We start from the raw sequence: 25735 nt of genomic DNA, 5'->3' as shown, positions 1-25735 counted from the left end.
CCGGCATAGAAGGCGTCGGCGCCGCCCTTGGCGATGGCGCGGAGTGTCTGGCCGTAGTCGCGATTCACGACCTTGTCACCGACGCGCTTGGGCGTCCCGTCTGGGCGGCAGTAGAGCGCGCGCGCCGCCGGTGTAAAGCCGGTGCGCTCGAAATTGGGCGCGCGGCCGAAGGCGCCGTCGTCCGACCACCAGTAGTGAACGTGCGGCCGCACCGTCCAGCCGTTCTCGGCCCAGGCGATGGCCGGCTCGACAATGCGCGACCATGGCAGACTGCCGTGCTCCTTGTGCGCCTCGTAGTACATCTTGAGGTTGGCCGGCGCGCAGATCGACTTGTAGCCGATATCGTTCACCCGGCCCTTGAGAATGAAGCCGTAGCCGTCGCGCGCCTCGCTCTCGATCAGGTTGGCCCACATGTCGGGCCGGGCGGCGAGCGGCGCCGGTGCATGGGCATCGATGTAGCCGTGGAATTTCTTGTCCGGCCTGTAGATGCCGCAGCTGCCGAAGCCCGCGATGCCGCACATCAGCGGATCGACCACGCCCTGGACCAGCGCACAGGCGATGCCGGCATCGACGGCATTGCCGCCCTCGCGCAACACGTCGGCGCCCGCCTCCGTCGGTTCGGGCTGCGGGGCCACGATCATCGCCTGCTTCTTGTAACGCACGCTGCTTCCTCCAACTCTTCGTTGGCGGCACTCAATCCCAACCGTTGCGCTTGCGCAACACGGCGGTGGCCGGCGCCAGCGCCAGACCCTTGCTCTGCACCGTGGGCAGCCATTCGGAAAGCGCCTGCAAGGTCGCCTCGTGCGGATGACCGATCGCCACCACGAAGCCCTGCCGGCGCGCCACGGCCTCGGCCTCGGCAAGCTTGCGGCGGACGGCCTCGACCGATTCCTCGTCGTCGAGGAAGACGTGGCGCACGATGCCGGGCACGCCCAGCTCCTGTGCCGTCTGATCGCCCACGGATTGCGCGGTGGTCCGTGAGTCGAGGAACATCAGGCCGCGCGGCTTCAGCTGGCGCAACATCGTCTCCATGCCCGGCCGGAAGGCCGTGAAGCGGCTGCCCATGTGATTGTTGACCCCGGCAAAGCCCTCGAAGCTGTCGAGCGCCGCGGCGGTGCGCTGGCGGATCTCGGCATCGCTCATCGACACCAGCAGCGCCCCGGGACCAGGGTCGTTGCGTCCGGTGGGTTCCATCGGCAGGTGCAGCATCAGCTCATGGCCGCGTCCGCGGGCCGCACGTGCCTGCTCGCGCAGGTCCTTGGCATAAGGCAGGAACGACAGGGTGAGCGGACCTGACAGCTCCCAGGCGCGTTTCGAGCGCGGGCGGTCGAGGCCCACGTCGTCGATCACGATGGCGACCAGCGGTTTGCCGTTGAGGTCGCGGAAGGGTACCGCGTTGCGCCGCCACGCCTGATCGCTCGAGGTCGCGGCGGCAGCGGCCTGCGGCGCGGGCCTGGCCGCCGGACGCGGCTTCTCCTCGAGCGTCGGCCGCGGCTTGCCCGGTTCCACCTCGGTGTACTTGGGCAGGCCTGGAATATCCTCGATGCGGGCGTACTTGGGTTCCGGCTCGCCAGGCGTGCCGCGCTTCATCTCCTCGATCGTCTCGCGCGCCAGCCGGTCGCGGTCGATCGATTCGAACCACTCGGCCGCCCAGTAGCCGCCGAACAGGCTGCCGAAGAACATCAGCAACATACCGACGACGATCGAGTGCCAGCGATGAGCCTGGGTCCACGTGGCGAGGGCGCGAAACCGCAGGCGCAGGCGCTCGCGGCGGGACGGCGGCGGTTTCGGACTCCTTCTGTTCGCCTTCCCGCTTCTGTTCTTCCTCGACGCCATATTAACGTTCCGCCCTAACGCTTTGCCCTGCCGCCATTATTTTGCCTTAGTTCAGTCCGGGCGTCGAAACATACGTTACAGAGCGCCGAGCGACTTAACCACCCGCAGGTCGGGTTCGCCCGAGCGGCCACCTTCGCGCCGGAAGCCCAGACGTTTGACGAGGTCGAGCATCTTGCCGTTCTCGCGCAGCACATGGCCGATCACGCGTTTGATGCCGCGCGACTTCGCATAGTGCAGCACGTGATTGAGCAGCAGCGTGCCATAGCCGCGGCCCTGGCGGTCCGAGGCGACGACGAGGGCGAACTCCGCCTGCTCGAAGCCGGGATCGGCCGCGAGCCGGCCCACGCCCACCAGCATGTCACCGTCCAGCAACAGGAACGCCATCTCGCGGTCGTAGTCGATCTGGGTGAGACGCGCCGCCATCTCGTGGCTGAGCTCGCGCAGCGGCCCGAAGAAGCGCATGCGGACGTCCTCGCGCGACAGGCGGCGGACGAAGCCGTCGAGCAGTGCTTCGTCCTGCGGCCGGATCGGGCGAATCCGCAGCTTCTCCTCGTTGTGGCGAACCTCCGTCTCGAGTTCGACCGGATAGGGCCGGATGGCAAAGCGCGCCGCCCGCTCCTGCCCCGCCTCCGGTTTGCGCACGACGATGCGGGCATCGAGCGCCAGCACGCCGTCGGCGTCGGCCAGCAGCGGATTGATGTCGAGTTCGGCGATCTCGTCGACGTCGGCGATGAGCTGCGAGAGGCGCACCATGGCCTCACCCACCGCGCCGCGCGCCGCCGGCGCCCGGTCGCGATAGCCGCGCAGCAGCCGGTCGACTCGCGTGCGGCTCAGTGCATCCTCGGCCAGCACGAGGTCGAGCGGCGGCAGCGCCAGCGCCTTGTCGTCCACCACTTCCGCCGCGACGCCGCCATGGCCGACCAGCAGGATCGGCCCGAATACCGGGTCCTCCGCTGCCCCCAGGATCAGCTCGACCGCGTGCGGCCGCTTGATCATGGGCTGCACGACGAAGCCGTCGATCCTGGCCTTGGGCGCCTTCACCAGCGCATTGCCGGTCATGGTCCGTACGGCATCGGCGACGGCCTGCTCGGAGCCGAGGTCGAGCGCCACGCCGCCCACGTCCGACTTGTGCGTGATCTGGCGCGACAGGATTTTTACCGCGACCGGAAAGCCGATGCGCGCCGCCGCGGCGGCAGCCTCGGCAGCGTCCAGTACGATTTCCGTCGGTACGACGGGAATGCCGTAGGCCGCCAGCACGCGCTTGGCTTCCGGCTCGGTCAGGATCGAGCGCTTGTCGGCCAACGCACCATGGACGATGGCCCGCACCAGCTGCGTGTCGGCACGCGCCTCGGGGACCGACGGCGGCGTGCGCTGCAACGCGCGCTGGCCGCGCCTGTACTGCACGATGTGCATGAAGCCGCGCACGGCGCGCAGCGGCGTGTCGTAGGCCGGCATGCCGGCGGCGTGCAGGACCTCGCGCCCTGCCGCCGCCGCGGGACCGCCGATCCAGCAGCCGATCACCGGCACGACCTTGGCGCCAGGCGCCCCCGCGATCGCCCGCGCCGCATCCTCGGAGGAAGTGAGCGCCGTTGGTACGTTCATCGCCAGCACCGCACCGACACCGCGATCGTCGGCCAGCGCATCGAGGGCGGCGGCATAGCGCGGCCCGTCGGCATCGCCCACGATGTCGACCGGGTTGCTGCGCGACCAGGCCCGCGGCATGTGCCTGTCGAGCTGGTTGAGGGTCTTGGGCAGCAGTGTCGCCAGTTCACCGCCCTCGTCGATCAGCAGGTCGGTGGCGATGATGCCGACGCCGCCGCCGTTGGTCAGGATCGCCAGCCGCTCGGTGCGCGGCGAGATGCCGTAGCCCAGCGTCTCGGCGGCATCGAACAATTCACCGAGTCCCGTCACCCGCACCAGTCCGGCGCGGGCGAAGGCCGCATCGTAGACGGCGGCCGATCCGGCCATCGAGCCGGTGTGCGAGGCCGCGGCCTTGGCGGCAGCGGCGTGGCGGCCGGCCTTGAGCACGATCACCGGCTTGATGCGGGCAACGCCGCGCGCCGCCGACATGAACTTGCGCGCGTGGCTGATGCCCTCGATGTACATCAGGATGGCGCGCGTGTCGGCGTCGCGTGCGAGCACGTCGAGCACGTCGCCGAAATCGACGTCGCTCATGTCGCCCATCGAGATCAGGTGCGAGAAGCCGATGCCCTGGGCCGCGCCCCAGTCGGCGAGCCCGGCCAGCACCGCGCCCGACTGGGCGACGGCGGCAATGCGGCCGGCCTTGAGGTTGCCCGGGCCAAAACTGGCGTTCAGCCCCAGTTTCGGCATGGCATAGCCGATGGTGTTCGGCCCGACGACGCGCAACAGGTGCGGCCGCGCGGCGCGCAGGATGCGCCGCCGCCAGCGCGCGTTCACCTGGGCACCGTCGGCGCCATTGCCCGGGCCGGCACTGATCACCACCGCGACCCGCGTGCCGCGCTCGCCCAGCTCGAGGATCAGGCGTGGAATCGTTTCCGCCGGCGTCATGACGACCGCGAGGTCGGGCACTTCCGGCAGTTCGGCGAGACTGCGGTAGACGCGTCGACCGTCGATCTCGCCGCCCTTCACGTTGACGAGGTAGATCTCGCCGTGGAAGCCGCCGGCCAGCAGATTGCGCGTGACCGCCGCGCCGACCGAGCCGGGGCGTACACTGGCGCCGATCGCCACGACCGATTTCGGCGCCATGAGCTTGTCGAGATTGCGGGTGGACATCGCTCCATCCTGTCGCCGACAATTGTGGTGGAGCCATGACAGCGAACCCCGATGCAAACAAGGTCGACGCCGTCGCAGCCTGCGGGGAGCCGCGATGCTGTTGATCGGCGTCAATCGCTCGCCCTACACGCGCCGCGTCGCGATCACGTTGAAAGCCTATGGGGCACCCTTCGAACAGCAGTCCCTTTCCGGATTCGCGAACCGTGCGGAAGTTCGCTCCAGCAATCCCCTCGGCCGCATCCCCGCGCTGGTGCTCGACGGCGGCGAGACGCTGGTCGACAGCGGCGCCATCATCGATCATCTCGACGAGAGCTATGGCCGCGACCGCGCGCTCACGCCCGCGTCGGGCGCCGATCGCCGCGCCGTGCTGAAAGTCGCGGCCCTCATGATGGGCGCCTGCGACAAGGCGCTACAGGCGGCCTACACGCGCAACCACACGCCGGCGGAAAAGATTCACCAACCCTGGATCGACGACTGCAACGCGCAGGTGATCAACGCACTGGCTGCGGTCGACGCCATGGTCGATCCGGCCCAACCATACTTGTTGCTCGGACGCCTCACCCAGGCGGACGTCACGGCTTTCGTCGCCGAACGTCTCGCGCGCGGCATCGGCCTCGATACGGAAGCACGGGCGCCACGCCTGCGCGCGCTCACGAAGAAATTGCTGGAGGAGCTTCCCTTCAGTTCGACCGAGCCGCCAGCAACCTAGAAAACGCTCGGGCCGTTCATCAGCACGAGCCCGCCGACGATCACTGCAGCCGCTGCCACCCGGCGGCCGCCGAACGGCTCGCCCAGCAGCAGGGTGCCGATCAGGGCGCCGAACAGCACCGAGGTCTCGCGCAAGGCCGCGACATGGGCCATCGGCCCCAGCACCAGCGCATAGATCGCGATGCCGTAGCCCACGTTGGCGATCACGCCGCCGATCACGCCGCGATACCAGGTGCGCTTCAGATGTCCCCACACCGTGTCGGGGCGCAGGATGAAGGCCAACACCAGCAGCCAAGGCCCCTCCAGCACGCAGAGCCAGGCGATGTAGGAGATGCGGTGCTCGAAGGTCGGCCCGGCGGTGCGCACACCCATGCCGTCGGCGATGATGTAGGCCGCGATGGTGACGCCGGTCAGGACCGCGAACAGAGTCGCGAGTCCATGCCGGGCACCCGGCCGCGGCACGACGTTGCGCAGCGGCATGGCGAGCGCCACCAGCCCGAAGCTCAACAAAAAGACGCCGACGATATCCTGCGTCCGCAGCTCCTCGCCGATGAAGCGGCCCGACACCAGCGCTACCAGCAACGGCCCGAGGCCGCGCGCGATCGGATAGGTGTGGCTGAGATCGCCGTACGAATAGGCCTTTAGGAGGAACGTATAATAGAGGACGTGGATCAGGACCGAGGCGATGAGGAACTTCCACGCCCCCGGCTCGATCATCGGCACGAACGGCACGACGCAGACGCCCATCACCGTGCCGGTGGTCATGATGACGCCGAACGTCGCCAGCCGGTCCGACTGGTCGGACTTCAGGATGGCGTTCCATGTGGCGTGCATGAGGGCTGCGGCCAGCAGCAGCCCGACGATGAGGGGTTCGACGACCAAGGGGGCTTTCTTTTCTTGTTACGATTACATTACCCCCAAGCACGCGCTCTGACCACTTGACCCGGCCCTTGGGGCCGCCCCGATAAGGAGAGCGGTCAGCAACCAGCGAGGTGATGTGTGAGCTCTTCCGCCCAATTTCTGAACGCCTCCGACGCCGCCAAACGGCTCGGCGTCTCTACCAAGGCCCTGCGGCTCTACGAGCAGCGCGGCCTGGTCTCGCCGGTCCGCACCGCCGCCGGATGGCGCGCCTATGGACCCGGCGAGATGGCCCGCGCGGCAGAGGTCGTGGCACTCCGCGCGCTCGGCCTCAGTCTCGCCCAGGTAGCTCGGGTGCTGTGCGGCGACGCGGACGACCTCGAACCGGCGCTCGCGGCGCACCAGGTGACGCTCGAAGATCGAGTCCGCCAACTCGCCGGCACCGCGGAGAAAGTCCGCGGACTGCGGAGCGATCTCGCTCAGGGCCGGATGCCGCCTGCCGGAGAATTGTCGCGCCTGCTGGGGCCCGCCGCCGACCTGATAGTCGCCTTCGACCTTCCCTGGCCGTGGGGCGGCGAACGGTTCGAGCTGCGCGACATCAGGGCGCTGAACTACATCATCGGCCCTCTGGGCAGCGGCAAGACCCGGCTGGCCCAACGCTTGGCCGAGACCTTGCCCAACGCTGCCTTCCTGGGTTTGGACCGGTTGGCGGACGGTGGCGCTGCGGCACGGACGCGACTGGACGCCGACCCGACCCTTAGAGCGCGCGTCGACCAGAGCCTGACCTGGCTCGTCGAGGACGGCGCCGTGCTGTCGAAGCCCCTGGTCGCTCTACTTGTCGGATTGGAGGCCGACGGCCCGGCCATTCTGGTTGTCGACGTGGTCGAACAGGGTCTGGATCAGGCCACCCAGGAGGCCCTGATTGCCCATCTGCGCCGCCGCGGGCCCGGCGCCCGCCCGCTCTTCCTGCTCACGCGCTCCAGCGCGATCCTGGATCTGGCCGCCGTCGGGCCCGACGAGGCGATCCTTCTTTGCCCCGCCAATCACAGCCCGCCGACCCGCGTCGCGCCCTATCCCGGTGCCCCTGGCTACGAGGCCGTCGCCACCTGTCTCGCCTCACCCGACGTGCGGGCGCGAACGGAAGGCGTTATCGCGTGGCGACCTCAGGTGGCGTAGTCCCCACGAGGTCGGCTACTATTGCCGCATGATTCTCCTGATCGATAACTACGACAGCTTCACCTACAACCTCGTCCACTTCCTGGGCGATCTCGGCGCGAAATGCGTCGTGCATCGCAACGACCGGATCACCGTCGAGGAGGCGATGGCGCTGAAACCCGCCGGCATCGTGCTGTCGCCCGGGCCGTGCACGCCGAACGAGGCCGGCATCTGCATGGATCTGATCAAGGCCGCCGCCAAGGAACAGGTGCCGCTGCTCGGCGTCTGCCTCGGCCACCAGGCGATCGGCCAGGTGTTCGGCGGCCACGTCGTGCGCGCGCCGACGCCGATGCACGGCAAGCTGTCGGGCATCGACCACAAGAACCAGAGCGTGTTCGAGGACGTGCCTTCGCCTTTCCAGGCGACGCGCTACCATTCGCTGATCGTCGACCGGAAGGATTTTCCCAAGGAGCTCGACGTCACCGCCGAGACCGGCGACATCATCATGGGACTCCGTCACAAGTCGCTGCCGATCCATGGCGTGCAGTTCCATCCCGAGAGCATCGCCTCGGAACATGGCCACAAGATCCTGGAGAATTTTCTGAAGATCGCCGGCGAGCATCCGTCGCAGCAGAAGAAGCGCGCGGCCTGAGACAAAGCCGTTGTCATCCCGAGCGAAGCGAGGGACCTTTGGCCAACGCCCGCAAGGGTCCCTCGCTTCGCTCGGGATGACACCGATGCTCAAACGCAGATTCGTTCTCGCCTCGGCCACCGCTGCCGGCATCGCGCCGGGCGCCTTCGCCCAGGCCTGGCCCGCCAAGCCGGTCCGCATCATCGTCGGGTTTCCGGCTGGTCAGGCGACCGACATCCTGGCGCGCGTCATGGCCGACCAGCTCACCAAGGCGCTGGGCCAGCAGGTCATCGTCGAGAACCGTCCCGGTGCCGGCGGCCAGATCGGTGCCGACGTGGCGGCCAAGGCCACGCCCGACGGCTACACGCTGCTGATGGTCACGATCTCGACCCACGGCATCAGCCCGGCGCTTTACCCGAAGCTGCCCTACGATCCGCAGAAGGATTTCGCGCCGATCGCCAACATCGGCCTGACGCCGCAGGTCCTGATGACCAGCCTCAAGAGCGGCATCACCTCTGTGCCGGAGCTGGTCGCCAAGGCCAAGACCGGCGATCTCAACTACGGCTCCTCGGGCAACGGCTCGGCGAGCCATCTCGCGGTCGAGATGCTGAAGAATGCTGCCGGCATCAAGCTCACGCACGTGCCCTTCAAGGGCAACGCCGACGCGCAGCTCGCGCTGCAGAGCGGCGACATCCAGCTCCTGTCGGACGCCATTCCCGGCGCCATCGGCCCGGTGAAGGCCGGCAAGGTGAAGGCGATCGGCATCGCCGACCAGCGCCGCTCGCCCTTCCTGCCGGACCTGCCGACCGTCGCCGAGCAGGGCATCCAGGGCGTCGTCGCCGTCGGCTGGATCGGCCTGTCGGCGCCCGCCAAGACGCCTGAGCCCATTCTCGACAGGCTGAGCGCCGAGGTGATGCGTATCCTGAAGGATCCCGCGGTGCTGGAGAAGCTCAGGAGCCTGTCCTTCGTCCCGGCCAAGGAATCGCGCCAGGAGTTCGAGGCCTTCATCGCCATCGAGAACACCAAGTGGCGCAAGATCGTCCAGGACGCCGGCGTGAAGATCGAGTGAAGGCGTTAAAGAGGAAAGTCCCCTCGCTACGCTCGGGGTGACAACATTTGTCCATCCCGAGTTTTGTCATCCCGAGCGTCGCGAGGGATCTTTAATTTATAGACCAGACATGGATATAGGTTTGGTAATATTTCCTATAATCAATGGATTACAGGAAATATTTAACCTTAAGATCGCCGCCTAACTGGCAATCCCAAACCCCGCCCGCGTGACCGCCTTGGTGATGGCGGCAACGTCGGCATCGGCCGGGAGACGCATCTCCCCGCTCTTGAGATCGACGGAGATCGGCGCGGTTCCGGCGCCGGTGGCGGCACGGGTGACGGCCTTTACGCAGCCGTCGCAATCCATGCCGGTGACCTTGAGGATGAGTTCTTGAGCCATGTGATATAGCTAGCCGCCCGCCGGCCCGGCCGGCAAGAGGCAAATCTGGAGTTCCGGTGAGCGGCGATATCGACGATTTTCGGGCCCTTCTGGCCAAGGTGGGCAACGGCGATTCCCTGGGGATCGACGAGGCGGAGCGCGCCTTCGACATCATGACCTCGGGCGACGCCACTCCGGCCCAGATGGGCGCCTTCCTGATGGGGCTGAAGGTCCGCGGCGAGACCGCCCAGGAGCTGGCCGGCGGCGCCCGGGCGCTCAGGGCCAAGGTCCTGCGCGTCCGCGCGCCCGCGGGCGCCATCGATATCGTGGGCACCGGCGGCGACCACCACGGCACCTACAACGTCTCCTCCTGCTCCGCATTCGTCGTGGCGGGGGCCGGCGTCCCCGTCGCCAAGCACGGCAACCGCGCCTTCACCTCCAAGTCCGGGGCAGCGGACGTGCTGTCGGCGCTGGGCATCGGGCTCGAAGTGCCGATCGAAGCGCTGGAAAAGGCGCTGGTCGAGGCCAACGTGTGCTTCCTGATGGCGCCGCGCCACCACAGCGCCATGCGCAACGTGGCCGGCCCCCGCGTCGAACTCGCGCCCAACCGCACCATCTTCAACCTGCTCGGCCCGATGTCGAACCCGGCGCTGGTGAAGCGCCAGCTCGTCGGCGTGTTCGATCGCCGCTGGCTCCGCCCCGTCGCCGAGGCGCTGGGGCAACTCGGCCTCGAGCGCGCCCTGGTCGTGCATGGCCAGGACGGCATGGACGAACTCACGACAACGACAACGAGTTGGGCCGCCTCGCTGGAGAACGGCAAGGTGAGCGAGATCGAGATCGCGCCCGAGGAGGCCGGTGTGAAGCGCGCCCGGATGGCCGACCTCAAGGGCGGCGATGCCGTGCACAATGCCGAGGCGATCAACAAGGTGCTGGCCGGCGAGAAGAACGCCTTCCGCGACATCGTGATATTGAACAGCGCCGCGGCCCTCATGGTCGCGGGCAAGGCAAAGGACCTCAAGCAGGGTGCCGCGCTCGCGGCAGCCTCGATCGACACCGGCAAGGCGGCCACAGCACTCGCCACACTGAAAAGGATCTGCGCATGAGCGGCGATACCCTGGACAAGATCGTCGCCGACAAGCGCCGTCACGTCGCCGGCCGCATTTCGCAGCGCCCCCTGCGCGCGGTCGAGAATCTGGCGCGCGACACCGACTCGCCGCGCGGCTTCGCCAAGGCGCTGAAGGCCACCATCGCATCAGGCCGCTACGGGCTGATCGCCGAAATCAAGAAGGCCTCGCCCAGCAAGGGCCTGATCCGTGAGGATTTCGATCCGCCGGCACTGGCCAAGGCCTACGAGCGCGGCGGCGCCACGTGCCTCTCGATCCTGACCGACGGCCCCTACTTCCAGGGCAAGGACGAGTTCCTCACGCAAGCCCGCGCCGCGGTGAAGCTGCCGGTGCTGCGCAAGGATTTCATGATCGATCCCTACCAGGTGCCGGAGGCGCGTGCGCTGGGCGCCGACTGCATCCTGCTGATCATGGCCTGCCTCGACGATGCGCGGGCGGCCGAGCTCGCCGGCCTCGCGCACAAGTGGGGCATGGACGTGCTGGTCGAGGTGCACGATGCGCCGGAACTCGAGCGCGCACTCAAGCTCGACGCCGACCTGATCGGCGTCAACAACCGCAACCTCAAGACGCTGAAGGTCGACCTCGCCACGACCGAGCAGTTGGCACCGCTGGTGCCGAAGGACCGCGTGCTGGTGGCCGAGAGCGGCCTCGGCTCGCCGGCCGACCTCGCGCGCATGGCCAAGGTCGGCGCGCAGGCCTTCCTGATCGGCGAAAGTTTCATGCGCCAGCCCGATGTCGAGGCGGCGGTGCGCCACATGCTGGTCCGCGAGGCAGCGGCGGCATGAAGCGAAAGACGCTCACCCACTTCGACGGCACCGGCAACGCCCGCATGGTCGATGTCGGCGACAAGGACGTGACGGAGCGTGTCGCTGTCGCACGCGCCAGCGTCACCATGCAGGCCGCGACCCTGAAGCTGATCGCGACCAGGAAGGCCAAGAAGGGCGATGTGCTGGCCGTGGCGCAGCTCGCCGGCATCATGGCCGCCAAGAAGACGCCCGACCTGATCCCGCTCTGCCATCCGCTGGCGCTGTCGTCGGTCGACGTGAAACTCTCGCTCGATCCCAAGCGCAAAGCGGTCGACATCGAGGCGACCTGCAAACTGAAGGGTCGCACCGGCGTCGAGATGGAAGCCCTCACCGCCGCCTCCGTCGCTGCCCTCACCGTCTACGACATGTGCAAATCCGTCGACCGCGGCATGGTCATCTCCGGCGTAAAGCTCGTCCACAAGTCCGGCGGCAAGTCGGGGACTTGGGACATTTCTTCTCCTCCCCCGTCTTCGGGGGAGGTGCCGCGTCATACGCGGCGGAGGGGGTCATGAGCTCCTTCGCGTCCACCCCCTCCACCCTCGTAAGACGAGGGCACCTCCCCCGTATGACGGGAGAGGGAAAGACTCTGCGATGAGCCCCCTCCTCTCCGTCCGTGACGCCCATGCCCGTGTCATCGCGGCGTTCGAGGCGCTGCCGGCCGAGACGATCTCGGTGGCCGACGCCGCCGGCCGCGTGCTGGCCGTGGCACCGGCCGCGCGGCTGACGCAGCCGCCGTCCGACCTTTCGGCGATGGATGGCTACGCGATGCGCGCCGCGGACGTTCCCGCCGCGCCGACGACGCTGAAACTGGTCGGCCAGGCGCCGGCCGGCGGGTCCTACGATCATGCACTGAAACCCGGCGAGACGGTGCGCATCTTCACCGGCGGTCCGCTGCCGACCGGCGCCGATGCCATCGTGATCCAGGAAGACACCAAGGCCGAAGGCGACAGGATCACCATCCTCGAGGCGCCGCGGCCGGGCCGGCACATCCGCAAGGCCGGCCTCGACTTCGCCGCGGGCGACCAGCCGCTCGCGGTGGGCCGCACGCTCACCACGCGCGACGTGGCGCTGGCCGCCGCCATGAACCTGCCGTGGCTTTCCGTGCGCCGGAAGCCGCGTGTCGCGATCCTCTCGACCGGCGACGAACTCGTGCTGCCGGGCGAGCCGGTGGGCCGCAATCAGATCGTCTCTTCCTCCGGCATCGCCGTGGCCGCGCTTGTGCGCGGCTGGGGTGGCGAACCCATCCTGTTCGACATCGCCCGCGACGACGCCGGGCTGATCGAGAGCTGCATCGCTGCCGGCGCGCAGCATGACCTCCTGATCACCCTGGGCGGCGCCTCGGTCGGCGATCACGATCTCGTTCAGGACGCGCTGAAGGCCCAGGGCTTCGCCATGGATTTCTGGCGGATCGCCATGCGCCCGGGCAAGCCGCTGATGTTTGCCGCCAAGGACCGCGCCCGCGTGCTCGGCCTGCCGGGCAATCCGGTCTCGACCATGGTCTGCGCGCTCCTGTTCCTGAAGCCGGCAATCGACCGGATGCTGGGCCAGCCCGGCGACCTCGTCGGCACAGTGCCGGCCAGACTGGCTGTCGACGTCAAGATGAACGACACGCGCGAGGACTATGTCCGCTCTGCACTCAGCCGGGCCGCCGACGGCACTCTCACCGTGACGCCGCATCCGGTGCAGGACAGTTCCATGCTCTCGGTGCTGGCGGAGTCTTCGGCTTTCCTCGTGCGGCCGGCCCACGACCCCGCCCGCAAGGCCGGTGAAATCGTGCAAGTGGTTGATCTCGCCGGCCTTCCCGGCGGGTACTGATCCCGCCACTGATCCCCGTGTTCCCCGGGAAAACTTGACTTGGAGGCGGAACTAAACTAGAACATGCGTCGGGTTTCAGGATTTGTTCCTAAATCCGGTAGGCGTTCTGGGGAGAAGACGGTGTTAACCCGCAAGCAAAACGAACTGCTGATGTTCATCAACAAGCGCCTCAACGACGATGGCGTCTCGCCCTCGTTCGATGAGATGAAGGAGGCGCTCCGGCTCAAATCCAAGTCGGGCATCCACCGCCTGATCACGGGGCTGGAGGAGCGCGGCTTCCTGCGCCGCCTGCCGCATCGTGCGCGGGCCCTGCAGGTTCTCAAACTGCCCGACACGGCGGCTATGCCCGCCCCCAATGTCATGCCCATGCTGGCCCGCGCCGGCATGGCCGAAGGGCGCGAGGGCTTCGTGCCCCAGGTCATCCGTGGCGATCGCCTGCCGCTGGCCGGCGCCATCCTGGTGGCCAACGAGGCACAAGCGCTCAGCCTGCCGCTCTACGGGCGGATCGCGGCCGGCACGCCGATCGAGGCGCTGCGCGACAATTCCACGACCGTCGATGTGCCCGTCACCCTGCTCGGCTCGGGCGCGCACTACTGCCTCGAAGTCCAGGGCGACTCGATGGTCGAGGCCGGCATCCAGAACGGCGACATCGCCATCATCAAGAGCGCCGACACCGCCGAGACCGGCGAGATCGTGGTGGCGCTGATCGACGATGCCGAGGCGACGCTCAAGCGCCTGCGCAAGAAGGGTGCCTCGATCGCGCTCGAACCCGCCAACGCCGCCTACGAGACACGGATCTTCGGACCCGACCGGGTCAAGATCCAGGGCCGGCTGGCGGGGCTCTATCGCCGGTACAACTAGGCCGGTACGCCGATTTGCAAGTTCAGCAGGTTTTAGGGTATATTTCCGCTAGGCTGGCGCTTCGCATGTGAATGTGGGCGCCGGCCTTTTTCATTCCGGCAAAGACCTGCCCGCGGCCGCCCGCGGGTTTGCAGCCTTTGAGCGCAAGGTCGCCGCCACGGGTCCTGACCCGTGGACAGACACAAGAATGAGCCCGCCTTTCCGACGGCCGTCGGCGAGGCAATGACGACGCCGGAGCAACCAGGCGCGCCGGGCCACGAGAATCGACGGCCGCAACGATCGAACGAAACAAGGTCCCGGAAATCCAATCGGAGACAGATTCGGGCCCAACTTCGGGCCCAACACTCCCACGTTTCGAGTGGGCCCGGTGAGGCCGAGAAAAGACTGGATTCATTGGCTTTCAGGCGATTTGGGAGCCAAATATCTGTCGGCGAAGTTGGGCCAAATTCGCCGAGTTGGGCCCTACGCGCCCGGCGCCTTCAGCGGCGCGGTCTGGCGCATCGAGCTGTTGGGCACCCAGGGCCGGTCGCCGCGGCGCGCGTTGGCGGTCTCGCGGCGGACGCCCAGATCGTCGAGCCACAGCGCCTGCGCACCCTCCCGCCAGGCGTCGCGGCGGTCGATGACCAGCCGGGGGCCACGGCAGCGAGCCTGGGCGTCCACGGTGGCGAGCACGATGTCGGCCGAGCCGCAGGCCTCGGCGAGGCGGCGGTCGTCGCTCACCAGGGCGACCCGCCACGGCCCCTTGCGCCAGCGGCAGAGGCCGGTAGCGCAGCCCAGGCCCGCCGCCTGCTGGTCGGCACTCACGGTCCAGCGCTTGGCGCCCTCCTGCCCTTGTCGTCTCGCCCAGGCATCGCTCACGAAGCGGTCGGTGCGGGCCGAGGCGACATGGACCTGGCCGCGCTCGTCGCGCAGGCCGAGCACGCGGCCGTCCTCGCTCATCAGCAGGTCGGGCGCCGGCGGCGGGCCCAGCAGCAGGCCGATCACCGCCACGGGAAGACCGGCCAGCCGCCAGCGGCGGCGCCACAGGCAGAGCCACAGGCCGCCCACCGTCAGCAGCCACAGGCTGGCGCCGGGCAGCGACGGCACCAGCGTGGCGGCGTCGGGCCACGCGGCGACATGGCGGGCGATGGCGTTCAGCCCATCGACGCCCCAGCCCATCGGCACCAGGGCGATCGCTTCGAGGCCGAAGGGCATCAGCAGCATGGCAAGCAGGCCCCACGGCATGATCCAGAAGCCGGTGAGCGGCACGCCCACCAGGTTCGCCGCGACGCCGAGCAGGCTGACGCGGTTGAAGTGATAGGCGGCGAAGGCGCCTGTGGCGGCCGACGCGATCAGGGTCGTGGCGAGGCTGGCGCCGAGAGCCGCGGTGAGCCGCCAGGCCCAGCGGTGGCGCATGCCTTCGGCCCGCTCGTGCAGGCGTCGGCGCCAGCCTGAGGCTGCCTCCCAGCCGGCAATGAGGGCGACGACGGCGGCGAACGACATCTGGAACGAGGCGCCGGTCAGCGATTCTGGCGCGGCAGTGAGCACAATCACCGCCGACCAGGCGACCAGGCGCAGCGACAGCGCCGTGCGGTCGAGCAGGATGGCGAGCAGCGCGAAGCCCGCCATGGCGCAGGCGCGCTGGGCCGGCACCGGGGCGCCGGCGAGGGCCGTGTAGAAGAGCGCCGCCATCAGCGCGAGGACGGCCGCCACTTTCTTGGCGTCGATCCTGAGCGCCAGCGGCGGGATGAGCGCGATGCCGTAGCGCACGAGGCCCATCACCAGGCCGACCACGAACACGATATGGAGGCCGGAGATCGAGAGGATGTGCGCCAGGCCCGAATCGCGCATCGCCTGGGCGACGTCCTTGTCGACCGCCGTCTGTTCGCCGGCCAGCAACGCCGCTGCCACGCCGCCCGCCGGCCCGGGCAGCGCTTTCATGATCCGCTCGGTGACGTCGGCGCGCAGCGCATCGAGCGTGCGCAGGAGGCCATTGGGCTTGCCGTGCTCGATGATCGCCGCCGGTGCCAGCGCGTAGCCGACCGCACCCAGCTGCTGGTACCAGGCGACGCGCTGGAAATCGAAGGCGCCGGGCGCCGCCGGGCCGGCCGGCGGCGACAGGTTGGCAAGCACCAGCAGCCGGTCGCCGACGGTCAGGCGGGGCGCGCCCTTGCCGAGGGACACGCGCACCTTGAGCGGCATCATCTCGGCCGGCGGCACGCCATTGCCCTTGAGGCGCACCGCCTCGAGCACGACCCGCACGCCGTCGGGCAGGCGCTGGATGTCGGCGATCCGGCCCTCGACGTTGATGCTGAACAGCGGCCGGCTGAGCGTCGGTGCGGCCAGGCTCGCCGTGCGCCAGGCGACGAGCCCGAGACCGACAGCGCTCGCGGCGGCGCCAATCGCCAGCGCCCGCGCAAAGCTTCCGGACGGAGCAAACAAGGCGGCGACGAGGGCCGCGATCGCGGCGGCCGGACCGACCCACAGGGCGGGCTCGCTCGGGAGCTCGAAGTAGACGGCGATGCCCAGTCCCATTGCCACGGGAAGCCACAGCATCCAGCGGCCGCGCTCGGCGTCGAGCTGTTTCAGGATCCAGGAGCGCAGGTTTGACACTGCTGGAACGCTCCCCTACCTACGGCGCGCTTTTCCGGCCGAAATACGGCAGAACCTGCGCATATCGAGCACATGACACCCCGGCCATGACAGTCGTCACCCGCTTCGCCCCCTCGCCGACCGGCTTCCTGCACATCGGCGGCGCCCGCACGGCGCTGTTCAACTGGCTGTTCGCCAAGCACCACGGCGGCAAATACCTGCTGCGCATCGAAGACACCGACCGCGCGCGCTCGACGGAGCCCGCGATCGCCGCGATCCTCGATGGCCTCAGCTGGCTCGGCCTGCCGTGGGACGGCGAGGTCACCTACCAGTTCGCGCGCGCCGTCCGCCATGCCGAGGTCGCCAACCAGATGCTGGCGGCGGGCAACGCCTATCATTGCTACGCCTCGCCCCAGGAACTCGACGAGATGCGCGCAGCGCAAAAGGCCGCCGGCAAGCCGATGCGCTACGACGGCCGCTGGCGCGATCGCGACCCCAAGGACGCCCCTGCCGGCATCAAGCCCGTGGTGCGCCTGAAGGCGCCGCAAACCGGCCAGACCGTGATCAACGATGCGGTGCAGGGCGAGGTCACGGTCGAGAATGCCCAGCTCGACGACATGATCCTGCTGCGCGCCGATGGAACGCCCACCTACATGCTGGCCGTCGTGGTCGACGACCACGACATGGAAGTGACGCACGTGATCCGCGGTGACGATCACCTGAACAACGCCTTCCGCCAGCTCCAGATCATCCGCGCCATGGGCTGGCCCGAGCCGGTCTACGCCCATATCCCGCTGATCCACGGCCCCGACGGCGCCAAGCTCAGCAAGCGTCATGGCGCGCTCGGTGTCGACGCCTACCGCGACATGGGCTTTTTGCCGGCGGCGCTGCGCAACTACCTGCTGCGGCTCGGCTGGGGCCACGGCGACGACGAGATCATCTCGACCCAGCAGGCCGTCGAATGGTTCGACCTCGCCGGCGTCGGCCGCTCGGCCTCGCGCTTCGACATCGCCAAGCTCACCAACCTCAACGCGCACTACCTGCGCGAGACGCCGGATGCCGAGCTGCTGCCGCTGGTGCTGCCGATGGTCGAGGCAAAGATCGGCGGCGCCCTGGATGCCGACGCACACGAGCGCATCCTGCGCGGCTTGAACGGCGTCAAGCCGCGCGCGCGCACCCTCGTCGAACTCGCGGACGGTCTTGCCTTCTACGCACGCGCTGGCGCGCCGCCGATTTCCGACGACAAGGCACGCGGCGTGCTGACGCCCGACGCCCGTGCCGTCATGGCCAAGCTCGCGCCGGCGCTGGAGCTGCAGGCAAGCGACTGGAGCGAAAAGGCGATCGAAGAAGCCGTGCGCAAGTTCGCCGAGGCGAACGGGCTGAAGCTCGGCCAGGTCGCCCAGCCGCTCCGCGTCGCGCTGACCGGCTCGACCGCGTCGCCCGGCATCTTCGAAGTGCTGGCCGTGCTGGGGCCCGCCGAGAGCAAGGTGCGATTGCTGGCGGCGGCTGGATAGCTGGCAATGTTATAATTGGCTTGCTCGTGCACGCGCCCGCGTGGAGGTTGACAGGTAAATGGATGACAAGAAGCCGATGCTGGAGGCCACTGGGAACGAAGAGGCCCGGGATTTCATTCGCGACCTGGTTCAAGCCGATCTCGCCCGCGGACAAGTGCAGGGCATAGTCACCCGCTTTCCACCGGAGCCGAACGGCTATCTGCATCTAGGCCACGCAAAGTCGATCTGCCTGAATTTCGGACTTGCGACCGAATACGGCGGCCGCTGCCACCTTCGCTTCGACGATACCAACCCCGTGAAGGAGGAGCAGGAATATATCGACGCCATCAAGCGGGACGTACATTGGCTCGGCTTCGACTGGGGCGAGCATCTGTATCATGCGTCGGACTATTTTCAGACGTTGTACGACTGGGCAGAGCACCTCATTCGCGCCGGCCTCGCCTATGTCGACGACACGCCGCCCGACGAGATGCGGGCGATGCGCGGCACGCTGACCGAGCCGGGCCGCGCTTCGCCGGATCGCGACCGCTCGGTGGAAACGAATCTCGGCCTGTTTCGCGATATGCGCGCCGGCAAATTTCCCAACGGCGCCTGCGTGCTGCGGGCGAAGATCGACCTTGCTTCCGGCAACATGAATCTGCGCGATCCTGTCCTGTATCGCATCCTGCACGCGTCTCACCCGCGCACCGGCACGCAGTGGTGCATCTACCCGACCTACGATTTCGCGCACGGCCAGTCCGACGCCTTGGAACATGTCACCCACTCGCTCTGCACGCTGGAGTTCGCGGACCATCGTCCGCTCTACGACTGGTTCCTCGACCACCTGCCGGTGCCGGCGCGCCCGCGCCAGACCGAATTCGCCCGGCTCAATCTCGGGTACACGGTGCTTTCCAAGCGCCACCTGACGGATCTGGTGCGGCGCGGCATCGTGAGCGGCTGGGACGATCCGCGCATGCCGACGCTTGCCGGCCTACGCCGCCGCGGCGTGCCGCCGGCGGCGATCCGCGACTTCGTTCGGCGCATCGGCATGTCCAAGGCCAACAGCCTCGTCGATCTCGCCATGTTCGATCACGCGATCCGCGACCATCTCAATCAGGCGGCTGAGCGACGCATGGCGGTCCTGCGGCCGCTCAAACTCGTGATCGAGAATTTTCCCGAAGACCACGTGGAAGAGCTGGAGGCCGTCAACCATCCGGGGGATCCAGGCGCGGGCACGCGTCCCCTTCGCTTCGGCAGGGAAATCTTCGTCGAGCGCGACGACTTCATGGAGAATCCGTCGAACAAGTTCTTCCGGCTGGCCGTGGGACGAGAGGTCAGGTTGCGCTACGCCTATCTCGTCACCTGCCGCGAGGTGGTCAAGGATGCCGCCGGCAACGTCGTGGAACTGCGTTGCACCTACGATCCTGCGAGCCGCGGCGGCAACGCGCCGGACGGTCGAAAGGTGAAGGCCACCCTGCACTGGGTGTCCGCACGGGACGCTCTTCCCGCCGAAGTCCGATTGTACAGCACGCTCTTCAATCGGCCTGACCCGGGCGCCGGTGGCGATCTGGACGCCGACCTCAATCCAGGCTCGCTCGAAGTCCTGTCGGGCGCTCTGTTGGAGTCCTCATTGGTGGAAGCGGCTGCGGGGGAAGCCGTGCAGTTCGAGCGGCTGGGCTATTTTTGCCCGGACCTGGCGAGCCGGTCGGACGCTCTGGTGTTCAACCGCACGATCGAGCTGCGGGACACCTGGGCGAAGGTGCAGGTACAGAGTTAGCAAGGTGCGATTGCTGGCGGCCAGCGGATAGATCGAAGCGGGCCGCCGTGAGACCAGCGGGCGATGCGCGCCCGCGAATGGTCTCTCCTCGTCCTGCTGTCGATCCTGTGGGGCGGCTCGTTCTTCTTCGCCAAGGTGGCGCTGGCCGAGCTCGGGCCGTTCACAATCGTCTTCTTTCGCGTCGCCCTCGCCGCCCTGGCGCTCAACATCGTGGCCTCGGCCATCGGTGCGAGCCTGTGGCGGGCTGGTACGCCCTGGCGTCAGCTCCTGGTCATGGGCGCACTCAATAATGCCCTGCCCTTCAGCCTGATCTTCTGGGGCCAGACGACGATCACCTCCGGGCTCGCCTCGATCCTGAACGCCACGACGCCGCTCTTCACCGTCGTGGTGGCACACATCTTCACCCGTGACGAACGCATGACAGTCCGGAAGCTCGTCGGCGTGCTGGCCGGCTTGGCCGGTGTGGCCATCCTGGTTGGCCCCGATCTTGGCGGCAGCATCTGGGGCCAGATCGCCTGCCTCGCCGCCGCGCTGTCCTACGCCTTTGCCGGCATCTACGGGCGCCGCTTCAAGGCGCTGGGTGTGCAGCCGCTGCAGGCCGCCGCCGGGCAGCTCACGGCCAGCGCCATGTTGATTCTGCCGATCATGCTGCTGGCGGAGCCCGTCTGGCCGATGCCGTCGGCCGTCACCTGGAGTGCAGTCGCGGGCCTCGCGCTGCTGTCGACGGCGCTGGCCTACGTCCTCTACTTCCGCATCCTTGCCGCTGCCGGTGCGACCAACCTGCTGCTGGTTACATTCCTGATACCGGTCACCGCCATCCTCCTCGGCGCCGTCTTCCTCGGCGAACGCCTCGAACTTCGGCAGTTCGCCGGAATGGCCCTGATCGGCCTCGGCCTGGTTGCCATCGACGGCCGGATTTGGGCCCGCCTACGCGCCGCGAAATAGCGGTCCGCCGGCACAATTGCGCCTCCGGAGGTGGCTTGTTAGGGTGCCCGTGAACCCGGCGACACCGCCTTTCGCGCGGCCCTGCGCCTTGCCTGAATCGAGCTGAAAAGAGTTCACCCAATGGCCAAATCGTCCGCGACGCTCACCGACAACGAAACCGGCAAAACCTACGAAATGCCGATCATCCACGGCACGATCGGGCCGCGTCTGGTCGATGTCCGCAAATTCTACGGCGACTCGGGGATGTTCACCTACGACCCAGGCTTCACGTCGACGGGCTCCTGCGGCTCCAAGATCACCTACATCGACGGCGACGAAGGCATCCTGCTGCACCGCGGCTACAACATCGCCGAGCTGGCCGAGCAGAGCGACTTCATGGAAGTCGCCTACCTGCTGATGAAGGGCGAACTTCCGAACAAGGCGCAGAAGGAAAAGTTCGTCAAAGATATTACTATGCACACGATGGTGCACGAGCAGCTGAGCCAGTTCTATCGTGGCTTCCGCCGCGACGCCCATCCGATGGCAATCTGTTGCGGCGTCGTGGGCGCCCTGTCGGCCTTCTATCACGACTCGCTCGATATCCACGATCCGCACCAGCGGATGGTGGCGTCGTATCGCCTGGTCGCCAAGATGCCGACCATTGCGGCAATGGCCTACAAGTATTCGGTCGGCCAGCCCTTCGTCTATCCGCGCAACGATCTCTCCTACGCCGCCAATTTCCTGCGCATGATGTTCTCGGTGCCGGCCGAGGAGTACGAGGTCAACCCGGTGATCGAAAAGGCGATGGATCGCATCCTGATGCTCCATGCCGATCATGAACAGAATGCCTCGACCTCCACGGTCCGGCTGGCCGGTTCGTCGGGCGCCAACCCGTTTGCCTGCATCGCCGCCGGCATCGCCTCGCTGTGGGGACCCAGCCATGGTGGCGCCAACGAAGCCGTGATCAACATGCTGAACGAGATCGGCGGCAAGCAGAACATCCCGGGCTTCCTGTCCCGCGTGAAGGACAAGCAGGACCACACCCGGCTCATGGGCTTCGGCCATCGCGTCTACAAGAACTACGACCCGCGCGCCAAGGTGATGCGGCAGACCTGCCATGAGGTCCTGACGTCGTTGGGCGTCGAACACGATCCGCTGCTCGAACTGGCCATGGAAATGGAGCAGATCGCCCTCAAGGACGACTATTTCGTCTCCAAGAAGCTCTATCCGAACGTCGATTTCTATTCCGGCATCATCTTCCGGGCGATCGGCATTCCGACCTCGATGTTCACCGTCCTGTTCGCCGTGGCGCGCACGGTCGGCTGGGTCTCACAATGGAACGAGATGATCGAGGATCCGGACCAGAAGATCGGTCGCCCGCGTCAGCTGTACAACGGTCAGACCGAACGCCCTTACAAGCCGCTGCATATGCGGAGCTAATTCGCGATCCGGGGAGGAAAGCGAGAGGACATGGCGAGATCATCGTATGGACCGAACCAGGCGGCGACCTGGGCGGTCACCCAGAAGCCGAGGCCGATGCCCCGCGTCGTACGCCTCGGCCGGCCGGCGAACGACAATTTCCATCGGCATGGCGCGCTGCGGCGCCTGTTTGCGCTCGGTCTCGCGACCGCGCTGCTTGGGCTCCTGATACTCGGCTGGCGATCGTTTTAGGCGACGGGCCCTACTTGCGTTCGATCAGCTCGATCTTGTAGCCGTCAGGATCCTCGACAAATGCAATCACCGTCGTTCCGAACTTCACCGGCCCGGGGGCGCGGGTGACCTTGCCACCGGTCTTCGTGACCTGCTCGCAAACGCCGTAGACATCGGGCACGCCGATAGCGAGATGGCCGAAGCCGGTACCGAGTTCATAGGGCTTCGCCTGATCCCAATTGTGGGTCAACTCGACCACGCAATGCTCGGGTTCCTCGCCATAGCCGACGAAGGCCAAGCTATACTTGCCGTCCGGAACATCGCGTTTGCGTAGCAGCTTCATACCCATCGGGCCGGTATAAAACGCGAGCGACTTGTCGAGATCCACGACGCGGATCATCGTGTGCAGCATGCGGTACTTGGCTGCAGTGCCGGACATCTCCGTCTCCCCTACCTGTCGCGTATCATCGCGGCGAATGTGGCTTCCGCCGCCAACTTGCCTTCGACCATCGCCTTGCCCGAGAATTTCCAGACGTTGGCGCGGCTTTGGATTTTCTCAACATGAAGTTCGAGGCGATCGCCAGGGAGTACCGGCCGGCGGAACCGCACGCCATCGATCGACATGAAGTAGACCAATTTGCCTTCCGATTCGCCGCCGAAGGTGGCCACGACCAGCACCGCAGCGGTCTGCGCCATGGCCTCGACGATCAGAACGCCCGGCATGACGGGTTCTGACGGGAAATGTCCCTGAAAGAACGGCTCGTTGATGCTGACATTCTTGATCCCGACGGCGCTATGGTCGAGTTGCATGTCGATGACCCGGTCGACCATCAGCATCGGATAGCGATGCGGGATCATCTGCAATATCCGCTTGATGTCGACGGACGTGACTGCCGAGAGGCTCGTCTTGTCAGTCTGGATGTTCATGTCAATGCCATCCCTGCTCAGAACCGTGTTCCGAAGCTGAACCGGAAGTTCTGGGTCTTGTCCCAAGGCTCGTAAACAATTGGGAAGGTGTAGTCTACCCGGATCGGGCCGAACGGCGATATCCATTGGACGCCAAAGCCCGTACCGACCCGCATCAGCGAATTGTCGAGAACCGACGCCCCCATACCGGTCGCCTGGTTGCCCCACAGGGAACCGGTATCGACGAACGCCTTGCCAAGAAGGCCGAGTTCCTTGGGAATGCCGTAGAGCGGGAAACTGAGTTCGGTGGTCGTGGTATAGAAATACTGGCCGCCCAGCGCGTCGGCCGTGCCGGCATCGCGCGGGCCGACACCGGCCACGGCAAAGCCACGCAAGTTGTCACCACCGAGGAAGAATAGGTTGTTCAACTTGATATAGGTATTGTTGTAGGGCAGCACGACGCCCATCGACCCGCCGACCGATATCACGACATCATCGATGATACTCTGAAAGTAAACCGCATCGGCAGTCGTGCGGGCGTACTGCTCGGTTCCGATGGCGCCTGCAACCGCCAAGGTATTGCGCAGCAGGAATCCCTTTGTCGTGTTGATTCGAGTGTCGCGCGTATCCCAGGCGATCGTTTCCGAAACCTCCGAAACCGTCGTGTAGCCTGCCTGCGATTGAACGACGGGCGAAGCCCAAGGCATGACGTTGTAGATGTTTGTCTGCCGCAGAGTGTACCGGACGACTTGCCGCATGTGCTCGCTGTAGGCCCAACCGCTGCGGAGCGCAAAGCCGATGCTGGAATCGCTATAGTTCGCAACCGATTGCCGATCATTCGACGTCCGGAAAATATCGAAGCCGGCCACCATGTTGCGATCCAGGAAATACGGCTCCGTGAAACTCAAATCGATATTGGTGCTCAAGGTGCCCAACGACAATCCCACGCGGATTTCCTGCCCCTTGCCCAGGAGATTGCGCTCCTTGACCGAGATGTCACCCACGATGCCGGCAGTGGTCGAATAGCCCGCGCCAAACGAAATCTCGCCAGTGCTCTGTTCGACGACCTGGACTTCGAGGTTGGTCTTATCCGGCGCCGAGCCGGGCGCTGCCGAAATGTCGACCTTTTCGAAGAACCCAAGGGCACGCAGGCGCTCCTGGCTGCGGCGCAGCTTGGCAGAGCTGAACGCATCACCCTCGGCGAGGCGGAACTCGCGCCGGATCACCTTGTCGAGGGTACGCGTGTTGCCCGAGATGTTGATGCGCTCGACATAGACACGCGGCCCTTCCTGGACCTCGAAGTTCACGTCGACCGTCTTATTGTCCTTGTTGCGCCGGATATTCGGACGGACTTCGACGAAGGCATAGCCCAGCGCACCGACGATGTCGGTCAGGGTGGCAATGGTCTTTTCCACATCGGTGGCGTCGTACCAATCGCCTTCGCTCATCGGCAGGTAAGTCTTCAGGACGTCGACATCCAGCCCGGGGAAGCGGGTCGAGACGTCGACCTCACCGAACTTGTAGCGCTCGCCCTCGCTGATCGTGAAGGTTAGGAAGAACCCGTCCCGATCGGGCGACAGTTCGGCGACAGCAGACACGACGCGGAAATCGGCATAGCCCTCGGAAAGGTAGAATTTGCGCAGCAGTTCCCGATCGAGGTTGAGCCGATCCGGGTCGAAGCGGTCATCCGACGACAGGAAGCGCCACCATGCGCTCTCCGCGGTCCGGATCTTGCCACGCAGCGTTCCGTCGCCGAATGCCTCATTGCCCACGAATGTGATGCGCTTGATGCCTGTTACATCGCCCTCGTTGATCTCGAAGACGAGGTCGACGCGACCTTGTTCCAAGTTGATGATCTTGGGCTCCACCGATGCATTGTAGCGGCCGCTACGGCGGTAAATGGTGAGGATGCGCTCCACATCAGACTGCACCCGCGCCCGCGTGAAAACCTGGCGAGCCCGCGATTGCACCTCGTCGCGCAGCTTGTCGTCATCGATCTTGTTGTTACCTTCGAAGGCGACGCGATTGATGATCGGGTTTTCCGTGACCTTGATCACCAAAGTCGAGCCCTGCATCTCGATCACCACGTCCGAGAACAGGCCGGTCCCGAACAAGGCTTTCAGCGAGCGGTCGGCGGCAGCGGCATCGTAGGGCTGCCCCTCCTTCAACTGGAGATAGGAGCGGATTGTCTCGCGCTCCGCCCGGACGTTGCCTTGAATCTGAACGGCCGAAATCGTGCCACCGGCAACGGCGCCGCGCTGGGCATGCGCCGTGGTGGTAAACGCGAGAACTGCGACAATGGCCAAGACGGCCCAACGAACGATCAAACTCACCCCCGGCATCTTCCCAGACCTGCCGATGGCCGTGTTCAGGAACGCCGTTTCATAGACCGGGATCAATGGCTTAGCCACCCCTTTTGTTCCCGATCCGCCCCCAG

The 25735-nt window shown here is 66.7% G+C and carries 23 protein-coding genes; 14 read left to right on the top strand and 9 right to left on the bottom strand.

The window, feature by feature from the left end:
* The 3 genes from EPO55_RS18805 to EPO55_RS18795 form a co-directional block, all read right to left on the bottom strand.
* A partial coding sequence (locus tag EPO55_RS18805) for a gamma-glutamyltransferase (RefSeq protein ID WP_296338646.1) occupies positions 1-662 on the bottom strand: 662 nt, incomplete at its 3' end.
* Positions 663-693: 31 nt separating this feature from the next.
* Positions 694-1683 (bottom strand): divergent polysaccharide deacetylase family protein, encoded by a 990-nt coding sequence (locus EPO55_RS18800; protein WP_296338645.1) that lies wholly within the window; start codon positions 1681-1683, stop codon positions 694-696.
* 228 nt (positions 1684-1911) lie between these two features.
* Positions 1912-4590 carry a bifunctional acetate--CoA ligase family protein/GNAT family N-acetyltransferase gene (locus tag EPO55_RS18795; protein WP_296338644.1) on the bottom strand — a complete coding sequence of 893 codons (2679 nt, stop codon included), beginning with the start codon at positions 4588-4590 and terminating at the stop codon, positions 1912-1914.
* Positions 4591-4684: 94 nt separating this feature from the next.
* Between EPO55_RS18795 and EPO55_RS18790 the strand changes: the two genes are divergently transcribed.
* Positions 4685-5299 (top strand): glutathione S-transferase family protein, encoded by a 615-nt coding sequence (locus EPO55_RS18790; RefSeq protein WP_296338643.1) that lies wholly within the window; start codon positions 4685-4687, stop codon positions 5297-5299.
* On the opposite strand, the gene EPO55_RS18785 is transcribed toward EPO55_RS18790, so the two are convergent.
* Positions 5296-6180 (bottom strand): EamA family transporter, encoded by an 885-nt coding sequence (locus tag EPO55_RS18785; RefSeq protein WP_296338642.1) that lies wholly within the window; start codon positions 6178-6180, stop codon positions 5296-5298. The genes EPO55_RS18790 and EPO55_RS18785 overlap by 4 nt on opposite strands.
* Before the next feature lie 117 nt (positions 6181-6297).
* Here EPO55_RS18785 and EPO55_RS18780 point away from each other — a divergent pair, with 117 nt between their 5' ends.
* From EPO55_RS18780 to EPO55_RS18770, 3 genes are all read left to right on the top strand, one after another.
* Complete coding sequence (locus tag EPO55_RS18780) at positions 6298-7332, top strand: MerR family transcriptional regulator (protein WP_296338641.1); 1035 nt, start codon at positions 6298-6300, stop codon at positions 7330-7332.
* Positions 7333-7360: 28 nt separating this feature from the next.
* Positions 7361-7963, top strand: a complete 603-nt coding sequence (locus EPO55_RS18775) for an aminodeoxychorismate/anthranilate synthase component II (RefSeq protein ID WP_296338640.1) — start codon at positions 7361-7363, stop codon at positions 7961-7963.
* A gap of 85 nt (positions 7964-8048) precedes the next feature.
* On the top strand, positions 8049-9011 hold the full coding sequence (locus EPO55_RS18770; RefSeq protein WP_296338639.1) for a tripartite tricarboxylate transporter substrate binding protein: 963 nt from the start codon (positions 8049-8051) through the stop codon (positions 9009-9011).
* Positions 9012-9191: 180 nt separating this feature from the next.
* Here EPO55_RS18770 and EPO55_RS18765 read toward each other — a convergent pair whose 3' ends face one another.
* Positions 9192-9392, bottom strand: coding sequence for a heavy metal-associated domain-containing protein (locus EPO55_RS18765; protein WP_296338637.1), 201 nt, complete (start codon positions 9390-9392; stop codon positions 9192-9194).
* Positions 9393-9460: 68 nt separating this feature from the next.
* Between EPO55_RS18765 and trpD the strand changes: the two genes are divergently transcribed.
* From trpD to lexA, 5 genes are all read left to right on the top strand, one after another.
* On the top strand, positions 9461-10474 hold the full coding sequence (gene trpD, locus EPO55_RS18760) for an anthranilate phosphoribosyltransferase (RefSeq protein ID WP_296338650.1): 1014 nt from the start codon (positions 9461-9463) through the stop codon (positions 10472-10474).
* The gene (gene trpC / locus EPO55_RS18755; protein WP_296338636.1) at positions 10471-11280 is read left to right on the top strand and encodes an indole-3-glycerol phosphate synthase TrpC; all 810 of its coding nucleotides are present in this window, start codon (positions 10471-10473) and stop codon (positions 11278-11280) included. The genes trpD and trpC overlap by 4 nt, the downstream gene beginning before the upstream one ends.
* Complete coding sequence (moaC, locus tag EPO55_RS18750; RefSeq protein WP_296338635.1) at positions 11277-11813, top strand: cyclic pyranopterin monophosphate synthase MoaC; 537 nt, start codon at positions 11277-11279, stop codon at positions 11811-11813. The genes trpC and moaC overlap by 4 nt, the downstream gene beginning before the upstream one ends.
* Before the next feature lie 79 nt (positions 11814-11892).
* A complete protein-coding gene (gene glp, locus EPO55_RS18745) occupies positions 11893-13116 on the top strand; it encodes a gephyrin-like molybdotransferase Glp (RefSeq protein ID WP_296338634.1) in 1224 nt (407 codons plus the stop codon).
* Between the two features lie 120 nt (positions 13117-13236).
* Positions 13237-13977 carry a transcriptional repressor LexA gene (lexA, locus tag EPO55_RS18740; RefSeq protein WP_296338632.1) on the top strand — a complete coding sequence of 247 codons (741 nt, stop codon included), beginning with the start codon at positions 13237-13239 and terminating at the stop codon, positions 13975-13977.
* Between the two features lie 462 nt (positions 13978-14439).
* Here lexA and EPO55_RS18735 read toward each other — a convergent pair whose 3' ends face one another.
* Positions 14440-16569, bottom strand: coding sequence for a ComEC/Rec2 family competence protein (locus EPO55_RS18735; RefSeq protein ID WP_296338630.1), 2130 nt, complete (start codon positions 16567-16569; stop codon positions 14440-14442).
* A gap of 86 nt (positions 16570-16655) precedes the next feature.
* On the opposite strand from EPO55_RS18735, the gene gltX reads away from it, so the two are divergent.
* The 5 genes from gltX to EPO55_RS18710 all read left to right on the top strand — a co-directional run bounded on the left by gltX (position 16656) and on the right by EPO55_RS18710 (position 22413).
* Positions 16656-18062, top strand: a complete 1407-nt coding sequence (gene gltX / locus EPO55_RS18730; protein ID WP_296338628.1) for a glutamate--tRNA ligase — start codon at positions 16656-16658, stop codon at positions 18060-18062.
* Positions 18063-18120: 58 nt separating this feature from the next.
* The gene (locus tag EPO55_RS18725) at positions 18121-19818 is read left to right on the top strand and encodes a glutamine--tRNA ligase/YqeY domain fusion protein (protein WP_296338627.1); all 1698 of its coding nucleotides are present in this window, start codon (positions 18121-18123) and stop codon (positions 19816-19818) included.
* A gap of 63 nt (positions 19819-19881) precedes the next feature.
* Positions 19882-20763, top strand: a complete 882-nt coding sequence (locus tag EPO55_RS18720; RefSeq protein WP_296338625.1) for a DMT family transporter — start codon at positions 19882-19884, stop codon at positions 20761-20763.
* Between the two features lie 120 nt (positions 20764-20883).
* Entirely contained in the window at positions 20884-22182 is a 1299-nt protein-coding gene (gltA, locus tag EPO55_RS18715; RefSeq protein ID WP_296338624.1) for a citrate synthase, read from the top strand.
* A 30-nt stretch (positions 22183-22212) separates the two neighbouring features.
* Positions 22213-22413: a hypothetical protein gene (locus tag EPO55_RS18710; RefSeq protein WP_296338623.1), complete on the top strand. Its 201-nt coding sequence runs from the start codon at positions 22213-22215 to the stop codon at positions 22411-22413.
* 10 nt (positions 22414-22423) lie between these two features.
* Here the strand turns inward: EPO55_RS18710 and gloA are convergent, their stop codons facing one another.
* From gloA to bamA, 3 genes are read right to left on the bottom strand one after another with little or no spacing between them, the layout of a single operon-like run.
* Positions 22424-22831 (bottom strand): lactoylglutathione lyase, encoded by a 408-nt coding sequence (gloA, locus tag EPO55_RS18705; protein ID WP_296338622.1) that lies wholly within the window; start codon positions 22829-22831, stop codon positions 22424-22426.
* Positions 22832-22842: 11 nt separating this feature from the next.
* Positions 22843-23319 carry a 3-hydroxyacyl-ACP dehydratase FabZ gene (gene fabZ, locus EPO55_RS18700; protein WP_296338621.1) on the bottom strand — a complete coding sequence of 159 codons (477 nt, stop codon included), beginning with the start codon at positions 23317-23319 and terminating at the stop codon, positions 22843-22845.
* A gap of 17 nt (positions 23320-23336) precedes the next feature.
* Complete coding sequence (gene bamA, locus EPO55_RS18695) at positions 23337-25697, bottom strand: outer membrane protein assembly factor BamA (RefSeq protein WP_296338620.1); 2361 nt, start codon at positions 25695-25697, stop codon at positions 23337-23339.
* Between the last annotated feature and the right edge of the window lie 38 nt (positions 25698-25735).

Origin of the sequence: Reyranella sp., from assembly GCF_004296935.1 — a bacterium.
Lineage (GTDB): Bacteria > Pseudomonadota > Alphaproteobacteria > Reyranellales > Reyranellaceae > Reyranella.
Note: the sequence above shows the minus strand (reverse complement) of the source record. Positions and strands in the feature narration are given on the sequence as shown.

What these genes read in the sequence shown, in the direction of transcription:
- EPO55_RS18800 (WP_296338645.1), bottom strand. Translation starts at nt 1,683, where the DNA reads ATGTTCTTCGGCAGCCTGTTCGGCGGCTACTGGGCGGCCGAGTGGTTC.
- EPO55_RS18795 (WP_296338644.1), bottom strand. Translation starts at nt 4,590, where the DNA reads ATGTCCACCCGCAATCTCGACAAGCTCATGGCGCCGAAATCGGTCGTG.
- EPO55_RS18790 (WP_296338643.1), top strand. Translation starts at nt 4,685, where the DNA reads ATGCTGTTGATCGGCGTCAATCGCTCGCCCTACACGCGCCGCGTCGCG.
- EPO55_RS18775 (WP_296338640.1), top strand. Translation starts at nt 7,361, where the DNA reads ATGATTCTCCTGATCGATAACTACGACAGCTTCACCTACAACCTCGTC.
- EPO55_RS18770 (WP_296338639.1), top strand. Translation starts at nt 8,049, where the DNA reads ATGCTCAAACGCAGATTCGTTCTCGCCTCGGCCACCGCTGCCGGCATC.
- EPO55_RS18765 (WP_296338637.1), bottom strand. Translation starts at nt 9,392, where the DNA reads ATGGCTCAAGAACTCATCCTCAAGGTCACCGGCATGGATTGCGACGGC.
- trpC (WP_296338636.1), top strand. Translation starts at nt 10,471, where the DNA reads ATGAGCGGCGATACCCTGGACAAGATCGTCGCCGACAAGCGCCGTCAC.
- moaC (WP_296338635.1), top strand. Translation starts at nt 11,277, where the DNA reads ATGAAGCGAAAGACGCTCACCCACTTCGACGGCACCGGCAACGCCCGC.
- glp (WP_296338634.1), top strand. Translation starts at nt 11,893, where the DNA reads ATGAGCCCCCTCCTCTCCGTCCGTGACGCCCATGCCCGTGTCATCGCG.
- gltX (WP_296338628.1), top strand. Translation starts at nt 16,656, where the DNA reads ATGACAGTCGTCACCCGCTTCGCCCCCTCGCCGACCGGCTTCCTGCAC.
- EPO55_RS18725 (WP_296338627.1), top strand. Translation starts at nt 18,121, where the DNA reads ATGGATGACAAGAAGCCGATGCTGGAGGCCACTGGGAACGAAGAGGCC.
- EPO55_RS18720 (WP_296338625.1), top strand. Translation starts at nt 19,882, where the DNA reads ATGCGCGCCCGCGAATGGTCTCTCCTCGTCCTGCTGTCGATCCTGTGG.
- gltA (WP_296338624.1), top strand. Translation starts at nt 20,884, where the DNA reads ATGGCCAAATCGTCCGCGACGCTCACCGACAACGAAACCGGCAAAACC.
- EPO55_RS18710 (WP_296338623.1), top strand. Translation starts at nt 22,213, where the DNA reads ATGGCGAGATCATCGTATGGACCGAACCAGGCGGCGACCTGGGCGGTC.
- gloA (WP_296338622.1), bottom strand. Translation starts at nt 22,831, where the DNA reads ATGTCCGGCACTGCAGCCAAGTACCGCATGCTGCACACGATGATCCGC.
- fabZ (WP_296338621.1), bottom strand. Translation starts at nt 23,319, where the DNA reads ATGAACATCCAGACTGACAAGACGAGCCTCTCGGCAGTCACGTCCGTC.